This window comes from Aggregatibacter actinomycetemcomitans, assembly GCF_003130205.1.
Classification (GTDB): Bacteria; Pseudomonadota; Gammaproteobacteria; order Enterobacterales; family Pasteurellaceae; genus Aggregatibacter; species Aggregatibacter actinomycetemcomitans_A.
Genome location: NZ_NRDF01000001.1, coordinates 75365 through 99416 on the forward strand (window position 1 = coordinate 75365; position 24052 = coordinate 99416).

At 44.4% G+C, this 24052-nt stretch carries 21 protein-coding genes and 4 pseudogenes; 17 read left to right on the forward strand and 8 right to left on the reverse strand.

Going from position 1 to position 24052, the window contains the following annotated elements; all coding sequences use genetic code 11:
* The first annotated feature begins 2 nt into the window (after positions 1 to 2).
* Positions 3 to 731, forward strand: a complete 729-nt coding sequence (locus DK423_RS00385; RefSeq protein WP_005556502.1) for an AzlC family ABC transporter permease — start codon at positions 3 to 5, stop codon at positions 729 to 731.
* Positions 732 to 1064: a branched-chain amino acid transporter permease gene (locus DK423_RS00390; RefSeq protein ID WP_005556504.1), complete on the forward strand. Its 333-nt coding sequence runs from the start codon at positions 732 to 734 to the stop codon at positions 1062 to 1064.
* A 66-nt stretch (positions 1065 to 1130) separates the two neighbouring features.
* On the opposite strand, the pseudogene DK423_RS00395 reads toward DK423_RS00390, so the two are convergent.
* Positions 1131 to 2111, reverse strand: a pseudogene (locus DK423_RS00395) (insulinase family protein); the annotation flags it as partial.
* A pseudogene (locus tag DK423_RS00400) lies at positions 2111 to 2470 on the reverse strand (TonB-dependent receptor plug domain-containing protein); the annotation flags it as partial. The pseudogenes DK423_RS00400 and DK423_RS00395, both read right to left, overlap by 1 nt.
* A 291-nt stretch (positions 2471 to 2761) precedes the next feature.
* Between DK423_RS00400 and DK423_RS00405 the strand changes: the two are divergent.
* The 8 genes and pseudogenes from DK423_RS00405 (at position 2762) to yciH (ending at position 9052) form a co-directional block, all read left to right on the forward strand.
* Positions 2762 to 3656, forward strand: a pseudogene (locus tag DK423_RS00405) (VirK/YbjX family protein).
* Positions 3646 to 4329 (forward strand): (d)CMP kinase, encoded by a 684-nt coding sequence (cmk, locus tag DK423_RS00410; RefSeq protein WP_176607396.1) that lies wholly within the window; start codon positions 3646 to 3648, stop codon positions 4327 to 4329. The pseudogene DK423_RS00405 and the gene cmk overlap by 11 nt, the downstream one beginning before the upstream one ends.
* A gap of 97 nt (positions 4330 to 4426) precedes the next feature.
* Positions 4427 to 6073, forward strand: coding sequence for a 30S ribosomal protein S1 (rpsA, locus tag DK423_RS00415; protein ID WP_005556515.1), 1647 nt, complete (start codon positions 4427 to 4429; stop codon positions 6071 to 6073).
* A 61-nt stretch (positions 6074 to 6134) separates the two neighbouring features.
* Positions 6135 to 6422 carry an integration host factor subunit beta gene (locus tag DK423_RS00420; protein WP_005556517.1) on the forward strand — a complete coding sequence of 96 codons (288 nt, stop codon included), beginning with the start codon at positions 6135 to 6137 and terminating at the stop codon, positions 6420 to 6422.
* Positions 6423 to 6522: 100 nt separating this feature from the next.
* Positions 6523 to 6819 (forward strand): LapA family protein, encoded by a 297-nt coding sequence (locus DK423_RS00425; RefSeq protein WP_005556520.1) that lies wholly within the window; start codon positions 6523 to 6525, stop codon positions 6817 to 6819.
* Positions 6819 to 7997, forward strand: coding sequence for a lipopolysaccharide assembly protein LapB (lapB, locus tag DK423_RS00430; RefSeq protein ID WP_005556522.1), 1179 nt, complete (start codon positions 6819 to 6821; stop codon positions 7995 to 7997). Before DK423_RS00425 ends, lapB begins: the two co-directional genes overlap by 1 nt.
* 39 nt (positions 7998 to 8036) lie before the next feature.
* Positions 8037 to 8729 (forward strand): orotidine-5'-phosphate decarboxylase, encoded by a 693-nt coding sequence (pyrF, locus tag DK423_RS00435; protein WP_005556524.1) that lies wholly within the window; start codon positions 8037 to 8039, stop codon positions 8727 to 8729.
* 5 nt (positions 8730 to 8734) lie between these two features.
* On the forward strand, positions 8735 to 9052 hold the full coding sequence (gene yciH / locus DK423_RS00440; protein ID WP_032996583.1) for a stress response translation initiation inhibitor YciH: 318 nt from the start codon (positions 8735 to 8737) through the stop codon (positions 9050 to 9052).
* 35 nt (positions 9053 to 9087) lie between these two features.
* On the opposite strand, the gene DK423_RS00445 is transcribed toward yciH, so the two are convergent.
* The 6 genes and pseudogenes from DK423_RS00445 to DK423_RS00470 form a co-directional block, all read right to left on the reverse strand.
* Entirely contained in the window at positions 9088 to 9438 is a 351-nt protein-coding gene (locus DK423_RS00445; protein ID WP_005556528.1) for a SirB2 family protein, read from the reverse strand.
* A 67-nt stretch (positions 9439 to 9505) separates the two neighbouring features.
* The gene (gyrA, locus tag DK423_RS00450) at positions 9506 to 12178 is read right to left on the reverse strand and encodes a DNA topoisomerase (ATP-hydrolyzing) subunit A (RefSeq protein WP_005556531.1); all 2673 of its coding nucleotides are present in this window, start codon (positions 12176 to 12178) and stop codon (positions 9506 to 9508) included.
* 167 nt (positions 12179 to 12345) lie between these two features.
* The gene (fur, locus tag DK423_RS00455) at positions 12346 to 12786 is read right to left on the reverse strand and encodes a ferric iron uptake transcriptional regulator (RefSeq protein WP_005556533.1); all 441 of its coding nucleotides are present in this window, start codon (positions 12784 to 12786) and stop codon (positions 12346 to 12348) included.
* A gap of 18 nt (positions 12787 to 12804) precedes the next feature.
* Complete coding sequence (gene fldA, locus DK423_RS00460) at positions 12805 to 13329, reverse strand: flavodoxin FldA (RefSeq protein ID WP_005556534.1); 525 nt, start codon at positions 13327 to 13329, stop codon at positions 12805 to 12807.
* Positions 13301 to 13623, reverse strand: a pseudogene (gene ybfE / locus DK423_RS11220) (LexA regulated protein). Before ybfE ends, fldA begins: the two are co-directional and overlap by 29 nt.
* A 122-nt stretch (positions 13624 to 13745) precedes the next feature.
* Complete coding sequence (locus DK423_RS00470) at positions 13746 to 14546, reverse strand: alpha/beta fold hydrolase (protein WP_005556536.1); 801 nt, start codon at positions 14544 to 14546, stop codon at positions 13746 to 13748.
* A gap of 86 nt (positions 14547 to 14632) precedes the next feature.
* On the opposite strand from DK423_RS00470, the gene seqA reads away from it, so the two are divergent.
* The 7 genes from seqA to lpxM all read left to right on the forward strand — a co-directional run bounded on the left by seqA (position 14633) and on the right by lpxM (position 24041).
* On the forward strand, positions 14633 to 15250 hold the full coding sequence (seqA, locus tag DK423_RS00475) for a replication initiation negative regulator SeqA (protein ID WP_005556539.1): 618 nt from the start codon (positions 14633 to 14635) through the stop codon (positions 15248 to 15250).
* 5 nt (positions 15251 to 15255) lie between these two features.
* Positions 15256 to 16671, forward strand: coding sequence for an o-succinylbenzoate--CoA ligase (menE, locus tag DK423_RS00480; RefSeq protein WP_005556540.1), 1416 nt, complete (start codon positions 15256 to 15258; stop codon positions 16669 to 16671).
* Positions 16672 to 16679: 8 nt separating this feature from the next.
* On the forward strand, positions 16680 to 20003 hold the full coding sequence (mscK, locus tag DK423_RS00485; RefSeq protein WP_005556541.1) for a mechanosensitive channel MscK: 3324 nt from the start codon (positions 16680 to 16682) through the stop codon (positions 20001 to 20003).
* A gap of 20 nt (positions 20004 to 20023) precedes the next feature.
* The gene (gene aroC / locus DK423_RS00490) at positions 20024 to 21097 is read left to right on the forward strand and encodes a chorismate synthase (protein ID WP_005556542.1); all 1074 of its coding nucleotides are present in this window, start codon (positions 20024 to 20026) and stop codon (positions 21095 to 21097) included.
* A gap of 21 nt (positions 21098 to 21118) precedes the next feature.
* A complete protein-coding gene (gene mepA / locus DK423_RS00495) occupies positions 21119 to 21991 on the forward strand; it encodes a penicillin-insensitive murein endopeptidase (RefSeq protein ID WP_061886735.1) in 873 nt (290 codons plus the stop codon).
* Positions 21992 to 21994: 3 nt separating this feature from the next.
* On the forward strand, positions 21995 to 22762 hold the full coding sequence (locus tag DK423_RS00500) for a TSUP family transporter (protein ID WP_005556546.1): 768 nt from the start codon (positions 21995 to 21997) through the stop codon (positions 22760 to 22762).
* 322 nt (positions 22763 to 23084) lie between these two features.
* Positions 23085 to 24041: a lauroyl-Kdo(2)-lipid IV(A) myristoyltransferase gene (gene lpxM, locus DK423_RS00505; RefSeq protein ID WP_005556548.1), complete on the forward strand. Its 957-nt coding sequence runs from the start codon at positions 23085 to 23087 to the stop codon at positions 24039 to 24041.
* Positions 24042 to 24052 lie beyond the last annotated feature (11 nt).

The window sequence follows — 24052 nt, forward strand, 5'->3', positions numbered from 1 at the left end:
GTATGTCTGATGTTAAGACAACTCCTCATCCTATATTTGTCGCTGCCAAAGCGGCATTACCGTACAGTTCACCAATGATTGCCGGTTTTTTATTCCTTGGTATGGCATACGGCATTTATATGAAATCCCTAGGATTTGGTGTGTGGTATCCGTTTTTAATGGCACTGCTGATTTACGGTGGTTCGGTGGAATTTATTATTGCCGGCGCGCTCACCTTACCTTTCGCTCCGCTTAATGTGTTATTGATTACACTGATGGTCAGCGGACGACAACTTTTTTACAGCATTTCCATGTTGGAAAAATACGGTAAATATTTGGGCAAGAAACGCCCATATCTCATCGCTTCCCTAGTGGATGAATCCTTCTCTCTCAATTATATGGCAAAAATTCCACCGCACTTGGATCGCGGCTGGTATATGTTTTTCGTCAGCTTTTATTTGCAAATCTATTGGGTGGCAGGTGCGGTACTCGGTAATTTATTCGGCAGCATTATTCCTTTTGATCTAAAGGGTATTGAATTTGCTATGACGGCATTGTTTTTAGTGATTTTTGCCGAAAATTGGTCACGGGAAAAATCCCATAAGAGTTCTGTGTTGGGGCTGGCAATTGCGTTTATTGCGTTGTTAATTTTCGGCAAAGATTACTTCCTGCTGCCAACGCTAATCGGTATTTGGGCGGTGCTGACACTCCGTCGCCCCAAATCGGCATCAAAATTGGAGAGGGTGGAATAAATGAGCTTAACCGAACAGATTCTCACTATCGCCATCGCGGTATTGGCGGTGCAGTTCACTCGTTGGCTGCCATTCTGGATTTTCCCCGCCAACCGCCCGATTCCCGAATATATCCGTTATTTGGGCAAAGTGTTACCTGCCGCCATGTTTGGTATGCTGGTAGTGTATTGCTATAAGAATATTGACGTATTGACCGGTTTTCACGGCTTGCTGGAATTTATCGCCGGCGCGGTGGTGTTGACGCTGCATTTCCGAAAACGCAATATGTTCCTTTCTATCGCTGCCGGCACTGTGCTGTATATGTTGCTGGTGCAACAGGTTTTCGTGGCGTAAAAACGTTCTTCGAGATAACCGCACTTTTTCTGACATAATAAGTGCGGTTATTTTTTTAGGTGTTTTTTATTGACGTAAAATTGCTTCAAAGCGGGCCGCTTTGACTAAAACTTTTCTTGCTAATGCCTCAAGGTGAGGCTTGTCGGCGAGCTGTTCCAATCGTTGATACAAATAAACCGACTGTGGGTTGCCTTGCTGCCAATAACTGTCCTCAATCATGCCTGCCACAGAAACGAGTGAATCAAACTGACGTTTGATGAGTTGCTGTTGCTCAGCTTGTTTTTTGCGAAGTAGTGTTTCATCTATACCGTTTTCAATAATTTCATCCAAAATTTGATGGGTCAATTTGATTAATTCTTCAGCACGATTAGGTGCGCAACTGAACGCAATTTTCCCTTCAATTTGCGGCGTATGCGGATCTTGGCTGAACCAACTATTGACGGAATAAATGCCCGATACTTTTTCACGTAAAACAAGGCGAAGTTTTTCTTGTACAATTTCAGCAAGGATTTCTAAGGCATATTTCTGTTCCGGATGCCATTGATTTTCAGCGGTAAGATAAATTTCCACATCAGCACGTGGTTCACTTAATCCGCGCATAATGAATGCTTTTTTAGGAGTATGAATATAACCGGGCTGATAAGCACGGGCCTGTGTTTTTATTTCCACTGTCGCTAAATATCGCTTTGCCAATTTTTCGACCTCGGATCGGGAAATATCACCAATAATGAAATAAGTGAAATCCGTTTTACCTAAAATCTTTTCTTGATAAATTTGACTTAATTGTGCAGCTGTAAAGCTAAGCTGTTCATTTTGATTTTGAGTATAAACCGTAGCAGTGTTAGGTCTGCGCAAATAGGAAATAGCTTGCATAAACTTTGTTTCGGCATCAATTTGTTTAAAATAATCCTGTGTTTCCCGATGATATTTTTGTAACACATTATCTGAAACGGGAGCGGATTGGAGTTTCAGACGGAAAAGTGTCAGCAAACTACTGAGATCTTGCGGTTTTGCCACGCCGGTAAAACCTTGCTTATCGTCATCAATAAATCATTATTTACGTTTACGTTATCGACAAAGTAAGCCGTTTGATTTGCATCGGCTCCATTGATTGAGATATTTTGCGGCTTAATTTCGCCACGCTGAAAACCGTCTTGATCGCTGTCTTCATAACGAATGTGCGGATTGGAACGTAGATAATCGGTGATGTTCTTATTGGTTGTCGGTATTTTTTCCATCTCATTGGAAGTAACAGCCTGGGTGGAGGAAAGGGATTTATTGCTATCTCCGTATACTATAATTTCCGGTAACATATTGGATTTGCTTGTTGATTTTTCTTCCGAAAGAACATGCTGTGCATACAGCACTGTACAAATGAAAAATGCGATCTTAGTTTTTTTATACATAGTATTTCCTCAGATTCTGACCATAGATAAAAACGATTCGCATTATATTTTTGTTTGGCTTAATGTAAAGCATAAATTTATAAAATATTGGATTAAAATTTTGTCACTTTAACTACCTTCCGTAGCGAAATATTCAGAGTAGCTTTTTAGTTAATTAATCGGGTTCATATTTTAGTGAAGTGACAGATTAAGTGCGGTAGTTTTTCCTAGTGTTTTTACGGCGCATAGGCGCATTTAAAATAACAAGGCTTTTTGCTATAATCCTGCGCTTAATTTATTGAATTGATTTTTATGGGGTTTATGGTGTCAACCTTCCATTTTCCGACATTTCATGAAATGTTTCCCGTTGAAAAACGTAAATTAAAATTATTGCGGGAAGGGTTGCGCTATGGGGCGCGTCGTTTGTTTTTTGCCGGGCAATGTTCGGCGTTGGTTAAGTTTATTCACGACAATCCCTTGTGGCAGCCGATTTTTACTCAGCACCCTTATCGGGTGAATACGTTATTAAGCCAATATTGCGATAAAGGTTTTAATGTGACACAACGCTTGCAGGCGATTGAAACCAATTTTTCCATGGCGGAAAAACAGTTCGGCAAGGTGTTATGCGAAACGTTAATCGCGCGGCAACCGGCATTGCTCTCACAGTTAACCGATGAGCTGGCGTTGAATTTAACGCTGAATCATATCGACCCTTACGAAGGCTTTTTTGCCATCGGTTTAACGGATGCGAACCAACGTACTATTTATTCCGCCGGTTTTACTTTTTTAGCGAACAATCGTGTATTGATCGCTTCCATTCAGGGACCAAAAGGCGATGAAGCGCAGGATTTAGTGCGCCAGGCAACGAAAGCATTGCATGGCGTGCGCCCGATGTTTATGTTGGTGAATGCGTTTAAGGTGTTGGCGGAAGCATTACATTGTCGCTTGCAAGGCATTCCTCATAAGCGCCAAGCGAAATACCGTTGGAACGATTCGGCGAAATTGTTGTTTAACTACGACGAATTCTGGCAGGAAAATGAGGGCGAATTGGCGGAAAATTATTGGCAAATTCCGACCGCACTTGAGCGTCGCCCGTTAGAAGAAATTCAGAGTAAAAAACGTTCTATGTATCGCAAACGTTACGATATGTTTGACAAAATGACGACAGAAATTCAATCCCTTTTTGACAGAGAAAAATCATGAATAAAATCATTACAGTGGACGGCCCGAGTGGCGCCGGTAAAGGTACGTTATGTTATGCGTTGGCAGAAAAACTGGGGTTTGCCTTGTTGGATTCCGGCGCAATTTATCGGGTGACGGCATTGGCGGCGCTAAAAAGTGCGGTGGATTTGACGGACGAATCTGCGCTTGCCGAGTTGGCGCAACATTTACAAATTGAATTTGTGGCGCAAGATGGTGAAGTACAAATTTTGCTCAATGGTGAAAATGTCAGCGGTCAGATTCGTACGCAGGAGGTTGCCGACGCCGCCTCAAAAGTGGCGGTTTTTCCACAGGTGCGGGCGGCGTTATTGCAGCGTCAGCGTGACTTTGCTACTACGGGAAAAGGCTTGATTGCGGACGGTCGGGATATGGGCACGGTGGTGTTCCCCGAAGCGCAAGTAAAATTGTTTTTAGATGCTGGCGCGGAAGAGCGCGCAAAAAGACGTTATAACCAGTTGCAAAATAAAGGGATTAGTGGTAACTTTGCACAGATTTTAGCCGAGATAAAAGCGCGTGATTTGCGCGATAGAAATCGTGCCGTCGCCCCTTTAAAACCTGCTGATGATGCGTTTTTGCTTGATAGCACCGCATTGAGTATTGATGAAGTGATTCGTCAGGCGCTTACATATATTCAGCAACGTATTGATATTAAAGCTTAAATTTCACGGTTTATTCATGGATGAATGAACTTTATTATCAGCCCCACTTTTTATGGATTAGAAGTGGACGTTATTTACTTAAAATTGAAGATTAATTATGACAGAATCTTTTGCTCAACTCTTTGAAGAATCATTGAAAGACCTTGAAACCCGCCAAGGCGCGGTCGTTAAAGGTACCATCGTTGCTATCCAAAAAGGCTTCGTACTTGTAGATACCGGATCTAAATCCGAATCAGCTATTCCTGCCGAAGAATTTTTTAACGCACAAGGTGAATTGGAAGTTCAAGTCGGTGATGTTGTTGATGTCGTGCTTAAAGCGGTGGATGACGGTTTCGGTGAAACTGTGGCTTCCCGTGCCGATGCAAAACGTAACGAAGCTTGGATTGTATTGGAAAAAGCATACGACGAACAAGCGACTGTTCTTGGTTTGGTTAACGGTAAAGTTAAAGGTGGCTTCACAGTTGAGTTAAACGGTGTTCGCGCATTCTTACCGGGTTCATTAGTTGATACCCGCCCTGTTCGTGATGCAGATCACTTACTTGGCAAAGAATTAGAGTTCAAAGTAATCAAACTTGATCAAAAACGTAACAACGTTGTTGTTTCCCGCCGTGCCGTTATCGAATCCGAAAGCAGCCAAGATCGCGAAGAAGTATTGGCGAACTTGTCTGAAGGCGCAGAAGTTAAAGGTACCGTTAAAAACTTAACCGACTACGGCGCATTCGTTGATTTAGGCGGTGTTGACGGTTTATTACACATTACCGACATGGCTTGGAAACGTGTTAAACATCCAAGCGAAATTGTTAATGTTGGTGACGAAATCACTGTTAAAGTATTGAAATTCGACAAAGATCGTACCCGTGTATCTTTAGGCTTAAAACAATTAGGTCAAGATCCTTGGGCGGCAATCGCTGAAAACCACCCGGTAAACAGCAAATTAACCGGTAAAGTGACTAACTTAACCGACTACGGCTGTTTCGTTGAAATTTTAGACGGTGTTGAAGGTTTGGTTCACGTTTCCGAAATGGATTGGACTAACAAAAACATTCACCCATCTAAAGTGGTTAGCTTAGGTGATGTTGTTGAAGTGATGGTATTGGAAATCGATGAAGAACGTCGTCGTATTTCTTTAGGTTTAAAACAATGCAAACCTAATCCATGGACTCAATTCGCCGAAACCCACAACAAAGGTGACAAAGTTGTCGGTAAAATCAAATCCATCACCGACTTCGGTATCTTCATCGGTTTAGAAGGCGGTATTGACGGTTTAGTTCACTTATCCGATATTTCTTGGAATGTTCAAGGCGAAGAAGCCGTACGCAATTACAAGAAAGGTGACGAAGTCGCTGCCGTGGTATTGCAAGTGGATGCAGTGAAAGAACGTATTTCTTTAGGTATCAAACAACTTGAAGAAGATCCGTTCAACAATTTCGTTGCAATCAACAAAAAAGGCGCAGTATTAAATGCTAAAGTTGTTGAAGCAGACGCTAAAGGTGCTAAAGTTGAATTAGACGGCGGTGTTGAAGGTTATATCCGCGCAGCTGATTTAACTAACGAAGTGGCTGCCGGCGATGTTGTTGAAGCGAAATACACCGGTGTAGATCGTAAAGCTCGTATCGTTCATTTATCTGTTCGTGCGAAAGATCAAGCTGAAGAAGCTGCGGCAGTTGCAAGCGTGAATAAGCAAGAAGATGTTGCTATTCCAAATGCAATGGCTGAAGCTTTCAAAGCTGCTAAAGGTGAATAATTCACTTTTTGTTAATAAACCGGCATAGCAATATGCCGGTCCTAAAGAGTTAGGAGAATATATGACAAAGTCAGAACTTATTGAACTTCTGGTGCAAAAAAACAGCAACATTCCTGTTAAGCATGTTGAAGAAGCGGTAAAAGCAATTTTAGAGCAAATGTCATATGTGTTAGAAAATGGCGAACGTATAGAAGTGCGTGGATTCGGCAGTTTTTCTTTGCATTGTCGCCAACCGCGCATCGGACGTAATCCTAAAACCGGCGAACAAGTCAAATTGGATGCCAAGTGTGTGCCGTATTTTAAGGCAGGCAAAGAATTAAGAGAACGTGTCGACGTTTATGCAGCATAATTTATTTTACTAACTAACTTTTCATAACGGCACTTTTAAGTGTCGTTTTTTATATGTATTTTTGGCATAATGCTCACACATTTATCTAAAGGAGAAACAAATGATTAAATATATTTTGGGATTGATCATTATCTTAGCCATTGTGCTGGTTGCCGTTACCATTGGTGCCAACAATGATCAAGTCATCACTTTTAATTATATTGTGGCGCAAAGCCAATTCCAGCTTTCTACCTTAGTTGCCATTTTATTCGGTCTGGGGTTAATTCTAGGATGGTTTATCACCGGATTCTTCTACCTCAAATTAAAGTTAAAAAATATTGCGCTGAATCGCCAAATCAAACGTCAAACCCAACAAATCAACGAATTAATGACCGGCAGAGATAAGGTTTCTCAATAATGCTTGAACTCCTCTTCCTTCTTTTGCCGATAGCCGCTGCGTACGGTTGGTATATGGGGCACCGTAGTGCTAAAAAAGATCAGGATGATGTCAGCAACAAGCTTTCCCGGGATTATGTTACCGGGGTGAATTTTTTACTTGCCAATCAAACAGAAAAAGCTGTCGATTTATTTTTGGATATGCTGCAAAAGCAGGAAACCGAGAATGAAATCGATAGCACTTCACAATTTGAAGCGGAATTAACTTTAGGGAATTTATTTCGCTCCCGTGGCGAGGTGGATCGTGCATTACGTATTCACCAAGCCCTTGATAACAGCCCGCATTATTCTTTTGAGCAAAAACTGTTAGCCAAACAACAATTAGCCAAAGATTTTATGACTGTCGGCTTTTTTGATCGGGCGGAAAATCTGTATATTTTGATGGTGGATGAACCGGAGTTTGCCGAGGGCGCATTACAGCAACTGGCGGTGATCTACCAAAAAACCAAAGAATGGAAAAAAGCCATGAATGTGGCGGAGAAATTGGCAAAAATCGCACCGAAAGCCAATAACGTGGAACTGGCGCAATATTATTGCGAATATGTGCAACATTTGCCGGCGGGCAGTAAAGAAAATCGACAGCAAATCTTATTGCAGGCGCTTAAAGTCTCTCCCAATTGCGTTCGCGCTTCGATGATGTTGGCGGACTTGGCGATTCAACAAGAAAACTATAAAAGTGCGGTCGGTTTTTTGGAAGAAATTTTAAATCAGAACCTGGCGTATATCAGTGAAGCCTTGCCGGCGTTGAAACATTGTTATCAAAAATTAAATCAGTTAGATAATTTTGAACTCTTCTTAATCAAAGCCAGCCACCAAAATAACAACAGCGCGGTGGCGTTAATGCTTGCGGAACTGATAGAAGAAAAAGACGGTTATTCTGCCGCTCAATTGAAGCTATACCAACAATTGCAACAAAATCCGAGTACGCCGATTTTTCATCGGTTTATCCAATATCAAATTGATGATGCAGAGCAGGGCAGAGGCAAAGAGAGTTTGATTTTATTGCATAAAATGGTAGGTGAGCGGATTAAACAGACTTTTGATTATCGCTGTAGCAATTGCGGTTTTCAAACCCATAAATTAATGTGGTGTTGTCCTTCCTGTCGTCAATGGGAATCCATTAAACCGGTTTGCGATTGAACATAATTAATCGTGACTTTGCTTTATAAGGAGAAAAATATGAAGAATAAAGTCATTATTGCATTGGATTATGAAAAAGAAGCTGAAGCCTTGGCTTTGGTTGATCAACTGGATCCGAATTCATGCCGTTTAAAAGTCGGAAAAGAAATGTTTACGACGCTTGGCACGAATTTTGTAAAGCAGTTACACGAGCGTCATTTTGATGTTTTTCTTGATTTGAAATTCCATGATATTCCGAACACGGTAGCAAGAGCGGTGCGTTCAGCCGCCGATTTAGGCGTTTGGATGGTGGATTTACACGCCAGTGGCGGGTTGCGCATGATGGAAGAAGCCAAGAAAATCCTTGAGCCTTATGGCAAGGATGCACCGTTGTTAATTGGTGTCACCGTGCTGACCAGCATGGAAGATTTGGATTTATTGCAAATCGGTATTAATGTGTCGCCAATGGAACAAGTTATTCGTTTAGCGCACTTGACCCAACGCGCAGGCTTGGACGGCGTGGTTTGCTCGCCGCAAGAAGTGGAAATTTTGCGCCGTAACTGCGGTGAGAACTTCCTGTTGGTGACGCCGGGGATTCGTCCGATTGGCACCGATTTCGGTGACCAACGCCGCGTGATGACGCCGGCGGCAGCAATTCGTTCCGGTTCCGATTATTTGGTGATTGGTCGCCCGATTACCCAAGCAGAAAATCCGGCAGAAGTGTTAAACGCCATTAATGCGTCTATTGCGTGATACCTATGACAAGTCATTTAGTGTATTCCACCGACATCGGACGTATTAAAGCCGATAAACCGCAAGAACCAATTCCGCAGGGCGACGGCATTGTGCGTATTCAGTTGCAAAAAAGCGGTCGAAAAGGAAGTGGCGTAAGTATTATCAGTGGGCTTGGACTGGCAGAGTCCGAGTTAAAAACCTTAGCGGCAGAATTAAAAAAACGCTGCGGCTGCGGTGGTGCGGTGAAAAATCATACCATTGAAATTCAAGGCGAAAAACGCGACTTGCTGAAGCAGCTACTGGAGCAGAAAGGCTTTAAAGTAAAGCTGGCGGGCGGTTAAAACAAAAAGTGGGTTTGATGCCCACTTTTTTATTTCTAGTGAAAATAGCCTAATAATATCGTGGCGATAAGTGCCGTAAGGGCGAGGAAGAAAAAGTACGGTCGGATTTGAGATTGTTTTTTGCTGAAGAATTTTGCCGAGAACAGGATGTAGCCCACAAGCAGTACAATCTTCGCCACAATCCAAATTGGCAAACCGTAGTTGAATACAAATAACATAGCGACACCGCTCAAAATAAGCAAAGTGTCCGTTAAGTGCGGTAGGATTTTCAGGAGTTTTAGCGCGCGCCAGTCTTTTTGCGTTAACTGCATTACCCCACGCACAATTAACAATCCTAAACTTAAAAAGGCACAGACGATGTGCAAATAAACCAGATAAATACCCATTTTTCACTCCAATAGTAAAGGCAGTAGTAAACCACTACTGCCTTAAAATAGAAATAACCTAATCTTGTTATTCTTCGTTATTTTCTACCGCACTTTCTATCGGCTCTGTCAGATTTTCACTTTCTTCATCATCCACTTCGCAAATACGTTCTAAACTCACAACCTGTTCTGCTTCGCTGGTGCGGATTAAACGAACGCCTTGGGTGTTACGTCCGACAATGCCAACTTCACTTACGCGGGTGCGAACAAGGGTGCCGGCATCGGTGATTAACATGATTTGGTCGTTTTCTTCCACTTGTGCCGCCGCCACGACTTTGCCGTTACGCTCGCTCACTTTAATGGAAATCACCCCTTTGGTATTACGGGATTTGGTCGGATACTCATCCAGTTTTGTCCGTTTACCGTAGCCGTTTTGCGTTGCAGTGAGGATTTCGCCGTTATTTTTCGGAATCACCAAAGAGACCACTTTGTCAATGTTCAAATCCAGGGTTTCTTCTGCGTTATCATCAGAAACGTCCTCAATTTCCACCGCACTTTCGTCGTCATTCAAATCGTTGGTTAAGGCAAGTTTGATACCGCGCACGCCGGTTGCTAAGCGCCCCATGGCACGAACGGCGGATTCGCTGAAACGCACCACGCGACCTTGAGAGGAGAACAACATGATTTCATTGCTGCCGTTGGTAATATCCACGCCGATTAATTCGTCTTCATCACGCAAGTTCAGCGCAATAATCCCGCTGGAGCGCGGACGGCTGAATTCCGTTAATGCAATTTTCTTCACGATACCGCCGGCGGTTGCCATCACGACGAATTTATCTTCTTCGTAGGCGGCGACCGGTAGAATGGCGGTGATCCGTTCGTTTTCATTTAACGGCAAAATATTCACGATTGGTCGTCCGCGCGAACCACGACTGGCTTGCGGCAGTTGATACACTTTCAGCCAATATAGACGCCCGCGGCTGGAGAAGCAGAGAATAGTATCGTGGGTGTTGGCAACCAGTAATTTTTCGATGAAATCTTCTTCTTTCATCTTGGTTGCCGATTTGCCTTTACCGCCGCGACGCTGTGCTTCGTAGTCGGTAATCGGTTGATATTTCACATAACCTTCGTGAGAAAGGGTCACCACCACATCTTCCTGCGCGATCAAATCTTCCAGATTAATATCGCCGGACGCCGCCGTAATTTCGGTTCTGCGCGGATCGTTAAACTGTTCACGGATTTGCTCCAATTCTTCACGAATCACTTCCATTAAACGCTCAGGGCTACGCAGGATGTACAATAATTCACCGATAGCGTCTAACAATTTTTTGTATTCGTCCAGAATTTCATCGTGACCTAAGCTGGTTAATTTTTGCAAACGCAAATCTAAAATGGCTTGTGCCTGTACTTCGGTTAAATAATATAAGCCGTCACGAATGCCATATTGTTCGTCCAAATCTTCCGGACGGGCGGCATCAACGCCGCTCGCTGCCAACATATCGGCAACATGACCCAGCTGCCACGGGCGGGCGAGCAATTCACGTTTGGCGCTTTCCGGATTCGGTGCTTTGCGGATTAATTCGATAATCGGATCGACGTTTGCCAAGGCAACCGCCAAGCCTTCTAAGATGTGCGTACGTTCACGGGCTTTACGTAATTCAAAAATCGTACGACGGGTCACCACTTCGCGGCGGTGTAAGACGAACGCCTCAATAAGTTGTTTCAAATTCAATAGGTTAGGCTGACCGTGATCCAGTGCAACGATGTTAATCCCGAAAGTGACTTGCATTTGTGTCAACGCATACAGGTTATTTAACACCACTTCGCCGACCGCATCACGTTTGATTTCGATGACGATACGCATACCGTCTTTGTCGGATTCATCGCGCAATCCGCTGATGCCTTCGATTTTTTTGTCTTTGACGAACTCGGCGATTTTTTCGATAAGTTTCGCTTTGTTCACTTGATATGGAATTTCGTTCACGATGATGCTTTCGCGACCTTTTTCATCGGTTTCGATTTCCGCGCGGGCGCGCACATAAATTTTTCCGCGTCCGGTTTTGTAAGCCTCTTCAATGCCTTTACGCCCGTTTATTAATGCCGCTGTCGGGAAATCCGGGCCGGGAATGTGGCTCATTAATTCATCAATAGTAATGTCGTTGTTTTCAATATACGCCAGACAGCCGTCCAAGACTTCGCCCAAATTGTGCGGAGGGATATTGGTCGCCATCCCCACCGCAATCCCGGAAGAACCGTTTACCAATAAGGCGGGCACTTTGGTCGGAAGCACTTCGGGAATCATTTCCGAACCATCATAGTTAGGCACGAAATTGACGGTTTCTTTGTCCAAATCAGCCAATAATTCATGGGCGATTTTGGTCATACGGGCTTCCGTATAACGCATTGCCGCCGGCGCGTCGCCGTCCACGGAACCGAAGTTACCTTGACCGTCCACCAACATATAACGTAAGGAGAACGGCTGCGCCATACGCACTAAAGTGTCATATACCGCGCTGTCGCCATGCGGGTGGTATTTACCGATCACGTCACCGACGATACGGGCGGATTTACGATAGGGTTTGTTGTAGAGGTTGCCCCCTTCATGCATCGCAAATAATACGCGACGGTGTACGGGTTTTAAGCCATCGCGCACATCGGGCAGAGCGCGCCCCACAATAACGGACATGGCGTAATCAAGGTATGAAGATTTCAATTCTTCTTCAATGCTTACCGGCGTAATATCTTGGATTAAATCAGACATTTAGAATTTCCTAATGATTGAATTTAATAGTAAAAAATTGGCGTGATTATAGCACGGAGAGGCACTTTTCCCTAAGAAAAATCTCGGTTTATAGGCGAAAAGTGCGGTTGATTTTTCAGATGTTTTCAGAGATAGAAAGGGCGGTTTTGAAACCGCCTTTTTCATGGTTATTTTTTGTTATTTTCTGCGCAATGATTAATGTCGCTACACTTGCCGTAAAGGTACAGGTTGTGGCTGGAAAGCTCAATACCGTGTTGTTTACTGATTTCTTTCTGGCGACTTTCGATTAACTCATCATTGAATTCAAAGACTTTGCCGCAATCGGTGCAGATAATGTGGTCATGATGTTGGGTTGGCGCCAGTTCGAAAACCGATTTATTGCCTTCAAAGTTATGGCGAATAAGAATTTTTGCTTGATCAAACTGGTTTAATACGCGGTATACTGTTGCTAAACCGATGTCTTCGCCATTTTCCAATAACATTTTGTAAACGTCTTCAGCCGAAAAATGGTGTTCTCTGTGCTTTTGCATTAAAGCGAGAATGGTTAAACGGGGTTCGGTAATTTTTAATCCTACTTTTTTTAATAATTTAATATTTTCTTCAGACATAACAGCTCCTTTTTGCTATTAAGCTAATTCGGCTAAGCACATCTCTTCATAGACTTGTTTAACCCATTTATTTACACGTTCGGATGTTAATTCAGGCTGGCGATCTTCATCAATGCATAAGCCGACAAATGTATCACTGTCGATTAATGCTTGTGAAGATTCAAAGCTATAGCCTTCGGTTGACCAGTTGCCTACGATAATAGCGCCGTGCGGTTCAATAATATTGCGAACTGTTCCCATGGCATCACAGAAATAATCTGCGTAATCCTCTTGGTCGCCGCAACCGAAAATTGCTACGAGTTTATCCGTAAAATCAATTTGTTCTAATGTCGGGAAGAAATCATCCCAGTCGCATTGCGCTTCACCATAATACCAAGTCGGGATACCGAATAGCAGAAAGTCGTAAGCTTCAATATCTTCTTTGCTGCTTTTTGCGATGTCGCGAATATCGACTAATTCACTACCTAATTGTTTTTGAATCATTTTGGCAATATTTTCTGTATTGCCTGTGTCACTACCATAAAATAAGCCGACAACAGCCATTTTGTTCCCTATTTTCTAACTGCTTAACACTAAAATAATCTTGTAAAATTGTTACGATTAACTCGAAACGGTTTAGGTTTCGTGTTGACACACATCTTCATAACTACTGAACCAAATCCGTGCGCAACTCTAGCTTAACACGTTTTTACCCACAGGATTTACCGTATTTTAGCTGAGTGAATTTATTACTTCGAATTGGTTGCCCCGACTAAACAGATTGATTTTTGGATACTTAACTTTACGGATCTCGCTAAATAAATCTAAAGTAATACAGTCGGAATCTTGTTTTGCCATTTGTGGATTATTGGTTTGTCAATTCACATTTCAGTAAAAGAGAATTATTTGTAAAGTGATAATGATAAGCCACAACGAAACCCGCGTCGAACTATACCATAAATTTGGCATTAAATGAAACTCTATTTAGATTTGTATTCGTTATTAATTTTATTTAAAAAGTTCGTGATAGCACGAATTACAAATTGTGGTTTCTCGGCGTGTACCCAGTGATCGCTGCCGTTAATGGTGAAAGAACTCGCCTGCGGACATTGGGCCAAAATGCGATCGGTATATTCCGGCAGGATATAGGACGAATTGCCGCCTTTAATTAACAGGCAGGGTTGTTGAATGTGGCGGGTTTGCCAGCCCATCAGGTTAGGGTAATTGCGTTTAAGTGCGGTCAGATTAAAACGAAAATAATCGGCGCTTGTGGCATCAAAAGACTTCAGCATAAACTGTTGCACGCTTTCATCATGAATATGTTGCGCTAAAATCGGTTTGGCTTCCTGACGGGTATGAGGCTGCGTGTTTTTCACCGCAAATAACCCGTTGAAAACCGTGTCATGTTCATGTTCGCCGTAAGCAGTGGGCGCAATATCAATCACCACCAGTCCTTTTACCAACCCGGGATAATTCGCCGCCAGCACCATGGCGGTTTTGCCGCCCATGGAATGCCCGACCAAAATCACTTCGCGCAGCGACAAGGATTGAATGACATGAAACACATCTTCCGCCATCAAATCATAGTTCATTTCTTCACTGTGAAAGCTCGCGCCGTGGTTGCGCAAATCCACCCGCAAAATGGAATAGTCTTCACTAAATGCACGGGCAATAATGCCCAAGTTATTCATATCGCCGAATAAACCGTGAATAAAAACCAAAGTGGGTTTGTTAATTGCTTGTTTTAATTCATTAAATTGAAAGTTGAGTAATTTTTGCATCGGGTGAATTTTTGGCTAGAGAATTTATTAATAGCTCGCTATAATGTGCCAAAAGATTAAATAGATCAAGCAAGTGGAGAGAGAAAATGAAAATTATCGAAGTGGACGAAGAACTTTATCAATATATTGCCGGCAGCACGCAATCTATTGGTGAAAGTGCATCCGATATTTTACGGCGCTTATTAAACCTTTCCCCGCACAACACGTATTTCAGTTTACCGGAAAATCAACCGACTATCGTCACATCTCCATCAGACGCCAAAGCAGAAGCAGCGGAACAAACCACGATTTTTGAAGAAGAAATCAGTAAACCGGTGACGAGAAAACAATCTGATGAAGTTATGCAAAAAACCATCAGTAAATTGGAAACCCTGTTACATTCTGAAGAATTCAAACAGGAAACCAAAGCGGTCATTCGTTTTTTGGCGATTTTGACCATTTTGTACCGCACCAATCCGGAAGGGTTTGCGCTTGCCACCGAATCGTTACAAGGGCGCACCCGCGTCTATTTTGCCCGTGATGAAGGCACATTGCTGATGGCGGGCAATCATACCAAACCGAAGCAAATTCCCGATACACCGTATTGGGTGATTACCAATACCAACAGCGGTCGTAAAATGCTCATGTTGGAAGGCGCAATGCAATCCATGCACTTGCCGGAATCGTTAATTGATCAAGTGCGGTCATTTTTTACGGCAAATTAAATCTTATGGCTCTTGGTAGCAAATTCGCACAATCTCCTTTATTTTCCGAACGAATCGCCTTGCAAGTTTTGCAAGGCGACGTGTTTACATGGCGCCAACTTCTCGACAAAACACAACAAATTTCCACTTATTTACGCCAATTGGGTGTAGCAAATCAGTCCGGCATTGCATTGTGCGGAAAAAATAGCCTTGAGCTGCTGTTATTTTATTTGGCTGCGATTCAAGCGGGGGCGCGGGTGTTAATCCTTAATCCGATGTTCCCGTTGGAAAAACGTGTTGCCCTTTGTCAATCCAATCATACGGATTTTTACTTTACGGCAGAACAGAAGGCATTTGCCGGCGAGCAACAAAAGTGCGGTCAAATTTTCAAGTGTTTTTTAACCCTGAGCGACGCCATGGCACAGGCAAATCAAATTCACGATTGCTTGGATGTTGATATTGATTTTTCTCAACCCGCCACCATGACGCTCACCTCCGGTTCCACCGGCTTACCGAAAGCCGTAGTGCATAATGTACAAGCTCATTTGGATAACGCCCGCGGCGTGTGTGAGCTGATGAACTTCGATGCAGCGGGTTCGTGGCTGCTTTCCTTGCCTTTGTACCATGTTTCCGGACAGGGGATTGTGTGGCGCTGGCTTAGCCGTGGCGCCACTCTGGTGTTACCCGGTGAAGATTTTTACGCCGCGGTGAATCAGGCGACCCATGTTTCATTGGTGCCGACGCAGGTCCAACGTTGGCTGCAATATTTGCAGGAAAATCCGCTGCCGTTACAAACCCAAGCGGTGCTGCTTGGCGGCGCGCATATTCCCTTAACGCTGACCCGGGCGTTGCAACAGTTGGGGATTAAAAGCTATTCCGGTTATGGTATGACGGAAATGGCGTCCACAGTGTTTGCCAAAGAAAGTGATGAAAAAAATGGCGTGGGAAACGTCTTAGCGGGGCGTGAATATTGCCTGCGCGACGGCGAAATTTGGCTGCGCGGCGCGGGTTTGGCGTTAGGCTATTGGCAACAGGGAAAAATTGTTTCGCTGCTTAACACACAAGGGTGGTTCGCCACCAAAGATAAAGGGCGATGGGAGAATGGCGAGCTTGTGATTTCGGGGCGAATTGATAATATGTTTATTTCCGGCGGGGAAAATATTCAGCCGGAAGAGATTGAAAAGGTAATATTGCAGTCCGATTTAGTTAAGCAGGTTTTTGTGTTGCCGGTGGCGGATTCGGAATTCGGTCAGCGACCGGTCGCCATCATTGAGTGGCTGGAAAAATCCAAAAGTGCGGTGGAAAATTTGCGCGAATTTTTACAAGGGCGGTTGGAACGATTTAAACAGCCCGTTGCCTATTATAATCTGCCGTTAAATTTAACCGACGGCGCTATTAAGATTTCACGGAAAGCGCTCGCAAATTGGCTGGCGCAGCAATGAGGATAAGTATGAAAATAAACGCTTTTTTGACCGCACTTTGCGCGGTATTGTTGTTAAATGTTGCCGTTTCGCAAAGTGCATTTGCCGATCAGAATAATGCGTTAGCGACGGAAAAATCCTTAAAAGCCGATTTGGCGAATGCGCAGAAACTGCCCGATGGCGATGAGAAAAAAACATTGGTCGCCGACCTGCAAACCTCTTTGGATTTGTTACAGCAAATTCAGGCGCAGCAAAAAGCCAACGATGAGCTACAGGCAACCATTAACGGTGCTGATGTGGAAATTCAAAAAGACAGCACGGATCTGCAAAATCTGAAAAAACAGCTGAATACGGCAAGTGCCGATGATTATAAATCCGCCACCTTGACCTCGTTACAATCCGCCTTTGAAAAGCTAAATGTGCAACAACAAGACACGCAAGCGGCATTAAATGTCGCGAATGGCTTGTTGGCGGGGCAAAGTTCCGTGTCCGAACGGGCGCAAACTGCGTTGGCGACGAATTTAAAACGCACGCAGGAACTCAATCAAAAACTTGCTGAGTCTTCTACAAGCAGTGTGTTGAAACAGCAATATCAGTTAGAGTTACAACTGATCGAACTGCGCAATGCCAATAATCAATTTTTGTTGAAAAACAGCGATCAACTTACCGTATTGTATAAAAGCCGTTACGATTTATTGAGCGTAAGAGTGCAAGTACAGCAGCAACAGCTTGCGCTGATTCAAGAAGTGATTAACCAAAAGAATTTGGCGCAATCGCAAAATCAAGTGGAACAGGCGCAGCAGCAACAGCAAAGTGCGGTCAAAAATAATTTTATTCAGCAAGAGTTGGAGCGTAATGCACAGCTGAGCCGCTTTTTACTGGAACAAACGGAAAAAACCAATACGTTGACACAAGACGAATTGCGTATGCGCAACGTGTTGGAAAATTTAACCCAAACCCAACGCACCATTGATGAGCAGATCAGCGCTTTGCAGGGCACATTGGTGTTGTCACGCATTATTCAGCAACAAAAACAAAAACTGCCTACCAATCTCAATATTCAGGGTTTGTCGAAACAAATTGCCGATTTGCGCGTGCAGATTTTTGATATTACCCAGCGCCGTAACGAGTTGTACGATTTAGATGTTTATATTACGAAAGTACAATCCGATGAAAATCAAACCTTCATCGATGCGGAAAAAACACAATTAACCAATTTGTTGACGGAACGCCGTAAAATCGCTTCCGATGTGATTAAGTCATTAAATAATCAGCTGAATTTGGCGATTTCCTTAGAGTTGACCCAACAGCAGATTACGCAAATCAGTGATCGGATTCAGGCTAAACTGGATCAGCAAAGCTTCTGGGTAAAAAGCAACAACCCGATCAACCTGGATTGGATTAAAACCTTGCCGATGTCATTGAGCGCGCAATTTGACGGCATCGTTAAAAAATTAAGTTTCCCGAGTAATTTTGACAATCTGCCGTATTTATTGACTTATGTGTTTATTTTGGTAGTCATTGGCGGGATTATTTTTAAATTCAAACCGGCAATTAAACATCGCTTTGCGTTAATGAACGGTGAAATCAATACGCTGCGCTCCGACAGCCAATGGCATACGCCGATTGCGTTGTTTTACACGGCAATTTTGTCCTTGTCGGGAACGTTATGGTTTTTGGCGATTTGTCAGCTTATCGGCTTTTTCTTCTTCCGTAATCCGGCGGAATTCTGGCAATGGTCGCTGAGTATGGCAGGCTATTGGTGGTTCTTTAGTTTCCTGCTGGCGGTATTGCGCCCGAACGGCATTTTAGTACGTCATTTCGGCTTTTCACAGGAAACGGCAGAAAAATTCCAATCCATTACCAAGCGGATTATTGTTGCCATAGTTTTTTTGCTGAACACCTCGGTTTTTAGCAATGTGATGGACAGCGGTTTAGCTAATGACATTCTCGGTGAAATCAACACTATTGTTGCGTTAGGGTTCTGTATCCTTATTATTGCGCCGCGATTTAATCGCGCGGTAACGGTCTTCGGCACTAACTCGCAGGATAATCGGGATAAAATTATCCTGAAAATCGTGCGTATTTTATTGCGCTTGGCGCCGGTCGGGTTAATCGTATTGGTGGTGTTGGGCTACTATTACACTGCATTAAATCTGCTTTCGCACATTATTAATACTTACATTGCCTGGGTGGTGTGGTCGCTTGCCCGCCATACTGTCTATCGTGCCATTACCGTGGCGTCACGCCGTTTGGCGTATCGTCGTTTGCAGGAAAAACGTCAGCAAAAACAAGCGGATTCTAATGATGGCTCGCCTTCTGACGATGTGGTGATGATTACCGAGCAGGAAGAAGGTTTGGCGTTAAATCAAGTGCGCAGCCAGTTATTGAGCTTCGCCGATTTATTCATCTGGACGGCACTGTTTGCCATGTTCTATTATGTATGGTCGGATTTGGTCACTGTGGCAAGTTATTTGCGCGACATTACGTTGTGGCAGCAAATTTCTACCACGGAAGCGGGCGTGGTAACGGAAAGTATTTCATTATTTAACTTGCTTGTGGCGTTGGTCATCATCAGTATTACCTACATTCTGGTGCGCAATATTCCGGGGATTTTGGAAGTGATCGTATTTTCTCGGGTAAGATTGTCGCAAGGTACGCCTTATACCATCAACACCTTATTAACCTATATTTTAGTGGCTATCGGCGGTGCCTGGGCGTTTGCGACGCTGGGAATGTCGTGGTCAAAATTGCAATGGTTATTCGCCGCACTTTCCGTCGGTCTCGGTTTCGGTATGCAGGAAATTTTTGCGAACTTTGTGTCGGGCATTATTTTATTATTTGAGCGTCCGATTCGGGTCGGCGATACCGTCACTATCAATGATGTGAGCGGCACCGTAGCGAAAATTCGGATTCGTGCTATTACGTTGATTGATTTTGATCGTAAGGAGGTCATTGTGCCGAATAAATCCTTCGTGACCGGGCAGGTGATTAACTGGGCGTTATCCAATACGATGACACGTTTAGTAATTCGCGTTGGAGTTGCTTATGGTTCTGATCTTGAATTAGTGAAAAGCTTATTACTCCAGGCAGCAAATGAACAGCCGACAGTGCTTAAAGATCCTGAACCGCGTGCATTATTTTTATCCTTTGGGGCAAGCACATTGGAGCATGAATTGCGTGTTTATGTGGGGCAACTTTCCGAGCGAACAAACACCATTGACTCACTCAATCGACGAATTAATGAATTATTTACAGAAAATAATATTGATATTGCCTTTAATCAGCTTGATGTGTTTATCAAAAATCAAGATACCGGCGCTGTTATGCCACTGATTGAAGTAAAATCTTAATTGTATAAAGAGAGAACAACATGGCAGGAAATACCATCGGACAATTATTTCGCGTCACCACCTTCGGCGAATCCCACGGCATTGCCTTGGGTTGCATTGTGGACGGCATACCGCCGAACATGGCATTATCGGAAGCGGATATTCAACCGGATTTGGATCGTCGTAAACCCGGCACATCCCGCTATACCACACCGCGCCGCGAAGACGATGAAGTGCAGATTTTATCCGGCGTCTTTGAAGGAAAAACCACCGGCACCAGTATTGGCATGATCATTAAGAACGGCGATCAACACTCGCAGGATTACAGGGAAATTAAAGATCGCTTCCGCCCGGGACACGCAGATTTTACTTATCAACAAAAATACGGCATTCGTGATTATCGCGGCGGTGGTCGTTCTTCCGCCCGCGAAACCGCCATGCGAGTGGCGGCGGGTGCCATTGCGAAAAAATATTTGCGCGAACAATTCGGTATTGAAGTGCGTGGTTTCTTAAGCCAAATCGGCGATATCAAAATTGCGCCGCAATCCGTTGAACATATTGATTGGGCGGAAGTGAACAGCAATCCGTTTTTCTGTCCCGATAAAAGTGCGGTGGAAAAATTTGATGAATTAATTCGTGATCTGAAAAAACAAGGGGATTCTATCGGTGCTAAACTGACCGTCGTGGCGGAAAATGTGCCCGTCGGTTTAGGCGAACCGGTGTTTGATCGGCTGGATGCGGATTTAGTCCATGCATTAATGAGCATTAATGCGGTAAAAGGCGTGGAAATTGGCGACGGTTTCGCCGTGGTGACACAAAAAGGCAGCCAACATCGTGACGAAATGGCTCCGCAAGGGTTTCTTTCCAACCATGCCGGCGGGATTTTAGGCGGCATCAGTTCGGGACAACCGATTATCGCCACGATCGCCCTCAAACCCACTTCCAGCATTACCATTCCCGGGCGCTCGGTGAATCTTAACAATGAACCTGTCGAGGTTGTCACCAAAGGTCGTCACGATCCTTGTGTCGGCATTCGCGCCGTGCCGATTGCGGAAGCCATGACGGCGATTGTATTGCTGGATCATTTGTTGCGTTTTAAAGCGCAATGCCGATAACGCTGAAAAACGGATACCATCATGAATAAAACCCTTCTTCAACTCATCAAAAGTGCGGTCGTTTTCAGCAGCGTTTTTTATGCCGCACACACCGCTGCCGCGCCGCAGGATTGGCAGCAAATTAAACGCCCGATTCCTGCGGAAAACGGTAAATCGGAAGCCATCGGCAGTTATTCCAATGGCTGTATTATCGGCGCCCGGCCTTTGCCTTATAAAGGTGACGGCTATCAAGTGATTCGTATGAACAAAAACCGTTATTACGGGCACCCCGACATGATCAGCTATCTGCAACGTTTGGGGCAACGCGCTAAGGCGGCGGGCTTGCCGACCATGTTGGTGGGGGATATTGCCATGCCGGGCGGCGGGCGTTTTCTGACGGGGCATGCCAGCCATCAAATGGGGCTGGATGCGGATATTTGGCTGCGCATGGGCAGTATGTCCGATAGCGACGCACTGAATTCCGACGGCAAAGGCTTGTTGGTGGTGAATCGTAAAGCGCAGCGGGTGGACGACCGCATTTGGAACGCTAACCACGCGAAATTAATTAAATTGGCGGCGGAAGATGCGAAAGTAACGAGTATTTTCGTTAATCCGGCGATCAAATTAAAACTCTGTGAAACCGCAGGCGCCGATCGTGCCTGGTTACATAAAGTTCGACCTTGGTTCGGGCATGACTCCCATTTCCATGTGCGTCTGACCTGCCCGCAAGGGGCGCAACATTGCGAAAATCAAGCGCCCGTACCTGCCGGTGACGGCTGTGGGGAAGAACTCTATTCCTGGTTTAAACCGGCAAAACCGGGTTCTACGCCAAGCAAACCGAAAGTTACGCTGCCCGAACCGTTTTTGTGTCAGCAAGTATTGAACTCGCCGAATCGAAGCGAGTGGCTGGAGTGATGTATGGAATTCGGACTTGATATTTTAGCCATTTTATTTGTCGTTGCCTTTATTGCGGGGTTTATTGATGCGATTGCCGGTGGCGGCGGTTTAATCACTATCCCCGCGTTACTGATGACGGGGCTTCCGCCGGCGGTTGCGCTCGGTACCAATAAACTGCAAGCCTGTGGCGGTTCCTTTTCCGCTAGCCTTTATTTTCTGCGTAAAAGAGCGGTCAAATTTTCGGAAGTTTGGTTGATTTTGTTGATGATCTTCCTCGGATCTGTCGCCGGCACCATTTTAATTCAATTAATTGACGCGTCTTTGATCAAGAAAATTCTCCCGTTTTTGATTTTGGCTATCGGTATCTATTTTTTGGTCACGCCTAAACTCGGCGACGAAGATCGCAAACAGCGCCTTTCTTATCCGGTTTTTGCATTTTGTATCGGCACGCTCATGGGCTTTTATGACGGCTTTTTCGGTCCCGGTACCGGTTCCATCATGAGCCTGGCTTGCGTGACGTTACTTGGCTTTAATTTGGCAAAAGCCACTGCCCACGCCAAAGTGATGAATTTTACCTCTAATCTGGCTTCTCTGATTTTCTTCTTAATCGGAGGACAAATTTTGTGGACAGTTGGGTTGATTATGCTGGCAGGGCAATTCATCGGCGCGAACTTAGGCGCCAAAATGGTCATGACCAAAGGCAAAACGCTGATTCGCCCGATGGTGGTCGTGATGTCTTTTATCATGACGGTAAAAATGGCGTTTGATCAAGGTTGGTTTAACTTTTAACGGCATAAAGTGCGGTCAATTTTTTGATTGTTTTTATGAACTTTGATGGCGTCCTGATGGCGCGTGTTTTCCAACCACATGTCACTATTTAATAAAAAAGAAAAGCTTGGCTCCCCTCGTTTACGGGGGGAGCTGGGCGAAGCCCTGAGGGGGCGGAATCTCAATGTTTAAACATGATTCGGTTAAACTGTAGAGATAGTTTCTCCCCCCCTTCCGCCCTTCGGGCACCTTCCCCCGTAAACGGAGGAAGGCAAGATGTCTTGAACAACAATAATTTTTCAATGCATCCTGTAATTCTCAAAACCGAATGAAGAACAAATAAATGACAGATTCTCAACAAAACATCCGTTTAACGGCGCGTGTCGGCTATGAGCCGCATTTTTCATGGTCGTATTTAAAGCCGAAATACTGGGGCATTTGGTACGGTATTTTGGCGCTGCTTTTGCTTGCCTTTATCCCTTTCCGCCTGCGCGATAAGTTTGCCGCGAAACTTGGCGTGTTTATCGGGCATAAAGCCAAAAAACAACGTAAACGGGCGCAAATTAATTTGCAATATTGCTTTCCGCAATGGTCGGAACAGCATCGCGAGCAGGTGATTGATGAGATGTTCGCCGTGCTGGCGCAAGTGATGCTGGGCATCGGTGAGATTGCCGTATGTTCAAAAAAACATTTACAAAAACGCAGTGAATTTATCGGTATTGAACATATTAAACAGGCAAAAGAACAGGGTAAAAATGTGATTTTGCTGGTGCCACATGGCTGGGCGATTGATGCGTCGGGGATTATTTTGCACACCCACGGTATTCCCATGACATCCATGTATAACCCGCACCGTAATCCTCTGGTGGACTGGCTTTGGACCATCACCCGCCAGCGTTTCGGCGGTAAAATGCACGCCCGCCAAAACGGTATTAAGCCGTTTTTGAGCGACATTAAGCAGGGGCAAATGGGCTATTATTTGCCGGATGAAGATTTTGGCGAAGAGCAGAGTGTGTATGTGGATTTCTTCGCCACCTACAAAGCTACCTTGCCGGGCATTAATAAAATGGCGAAATTGGCGAAAGCGGTGGTGATTCCCATGTTTCCGCGTTATAACGCGGAGGTCGGGAAATATCAGATGGAGATTCATCCCGCCATGGCATTAAGTGATGATCCGGAACAATGTGCGCGCGCCATGAATGCGGAAATTGAAAGTTTTGTCACTGAAACACCGGCACAATATGTATGGATTTTACAGCTGCTGCGCACCCGAAAAAATGGTGAAGATCTTTATGATTAATGTTCGGCAAT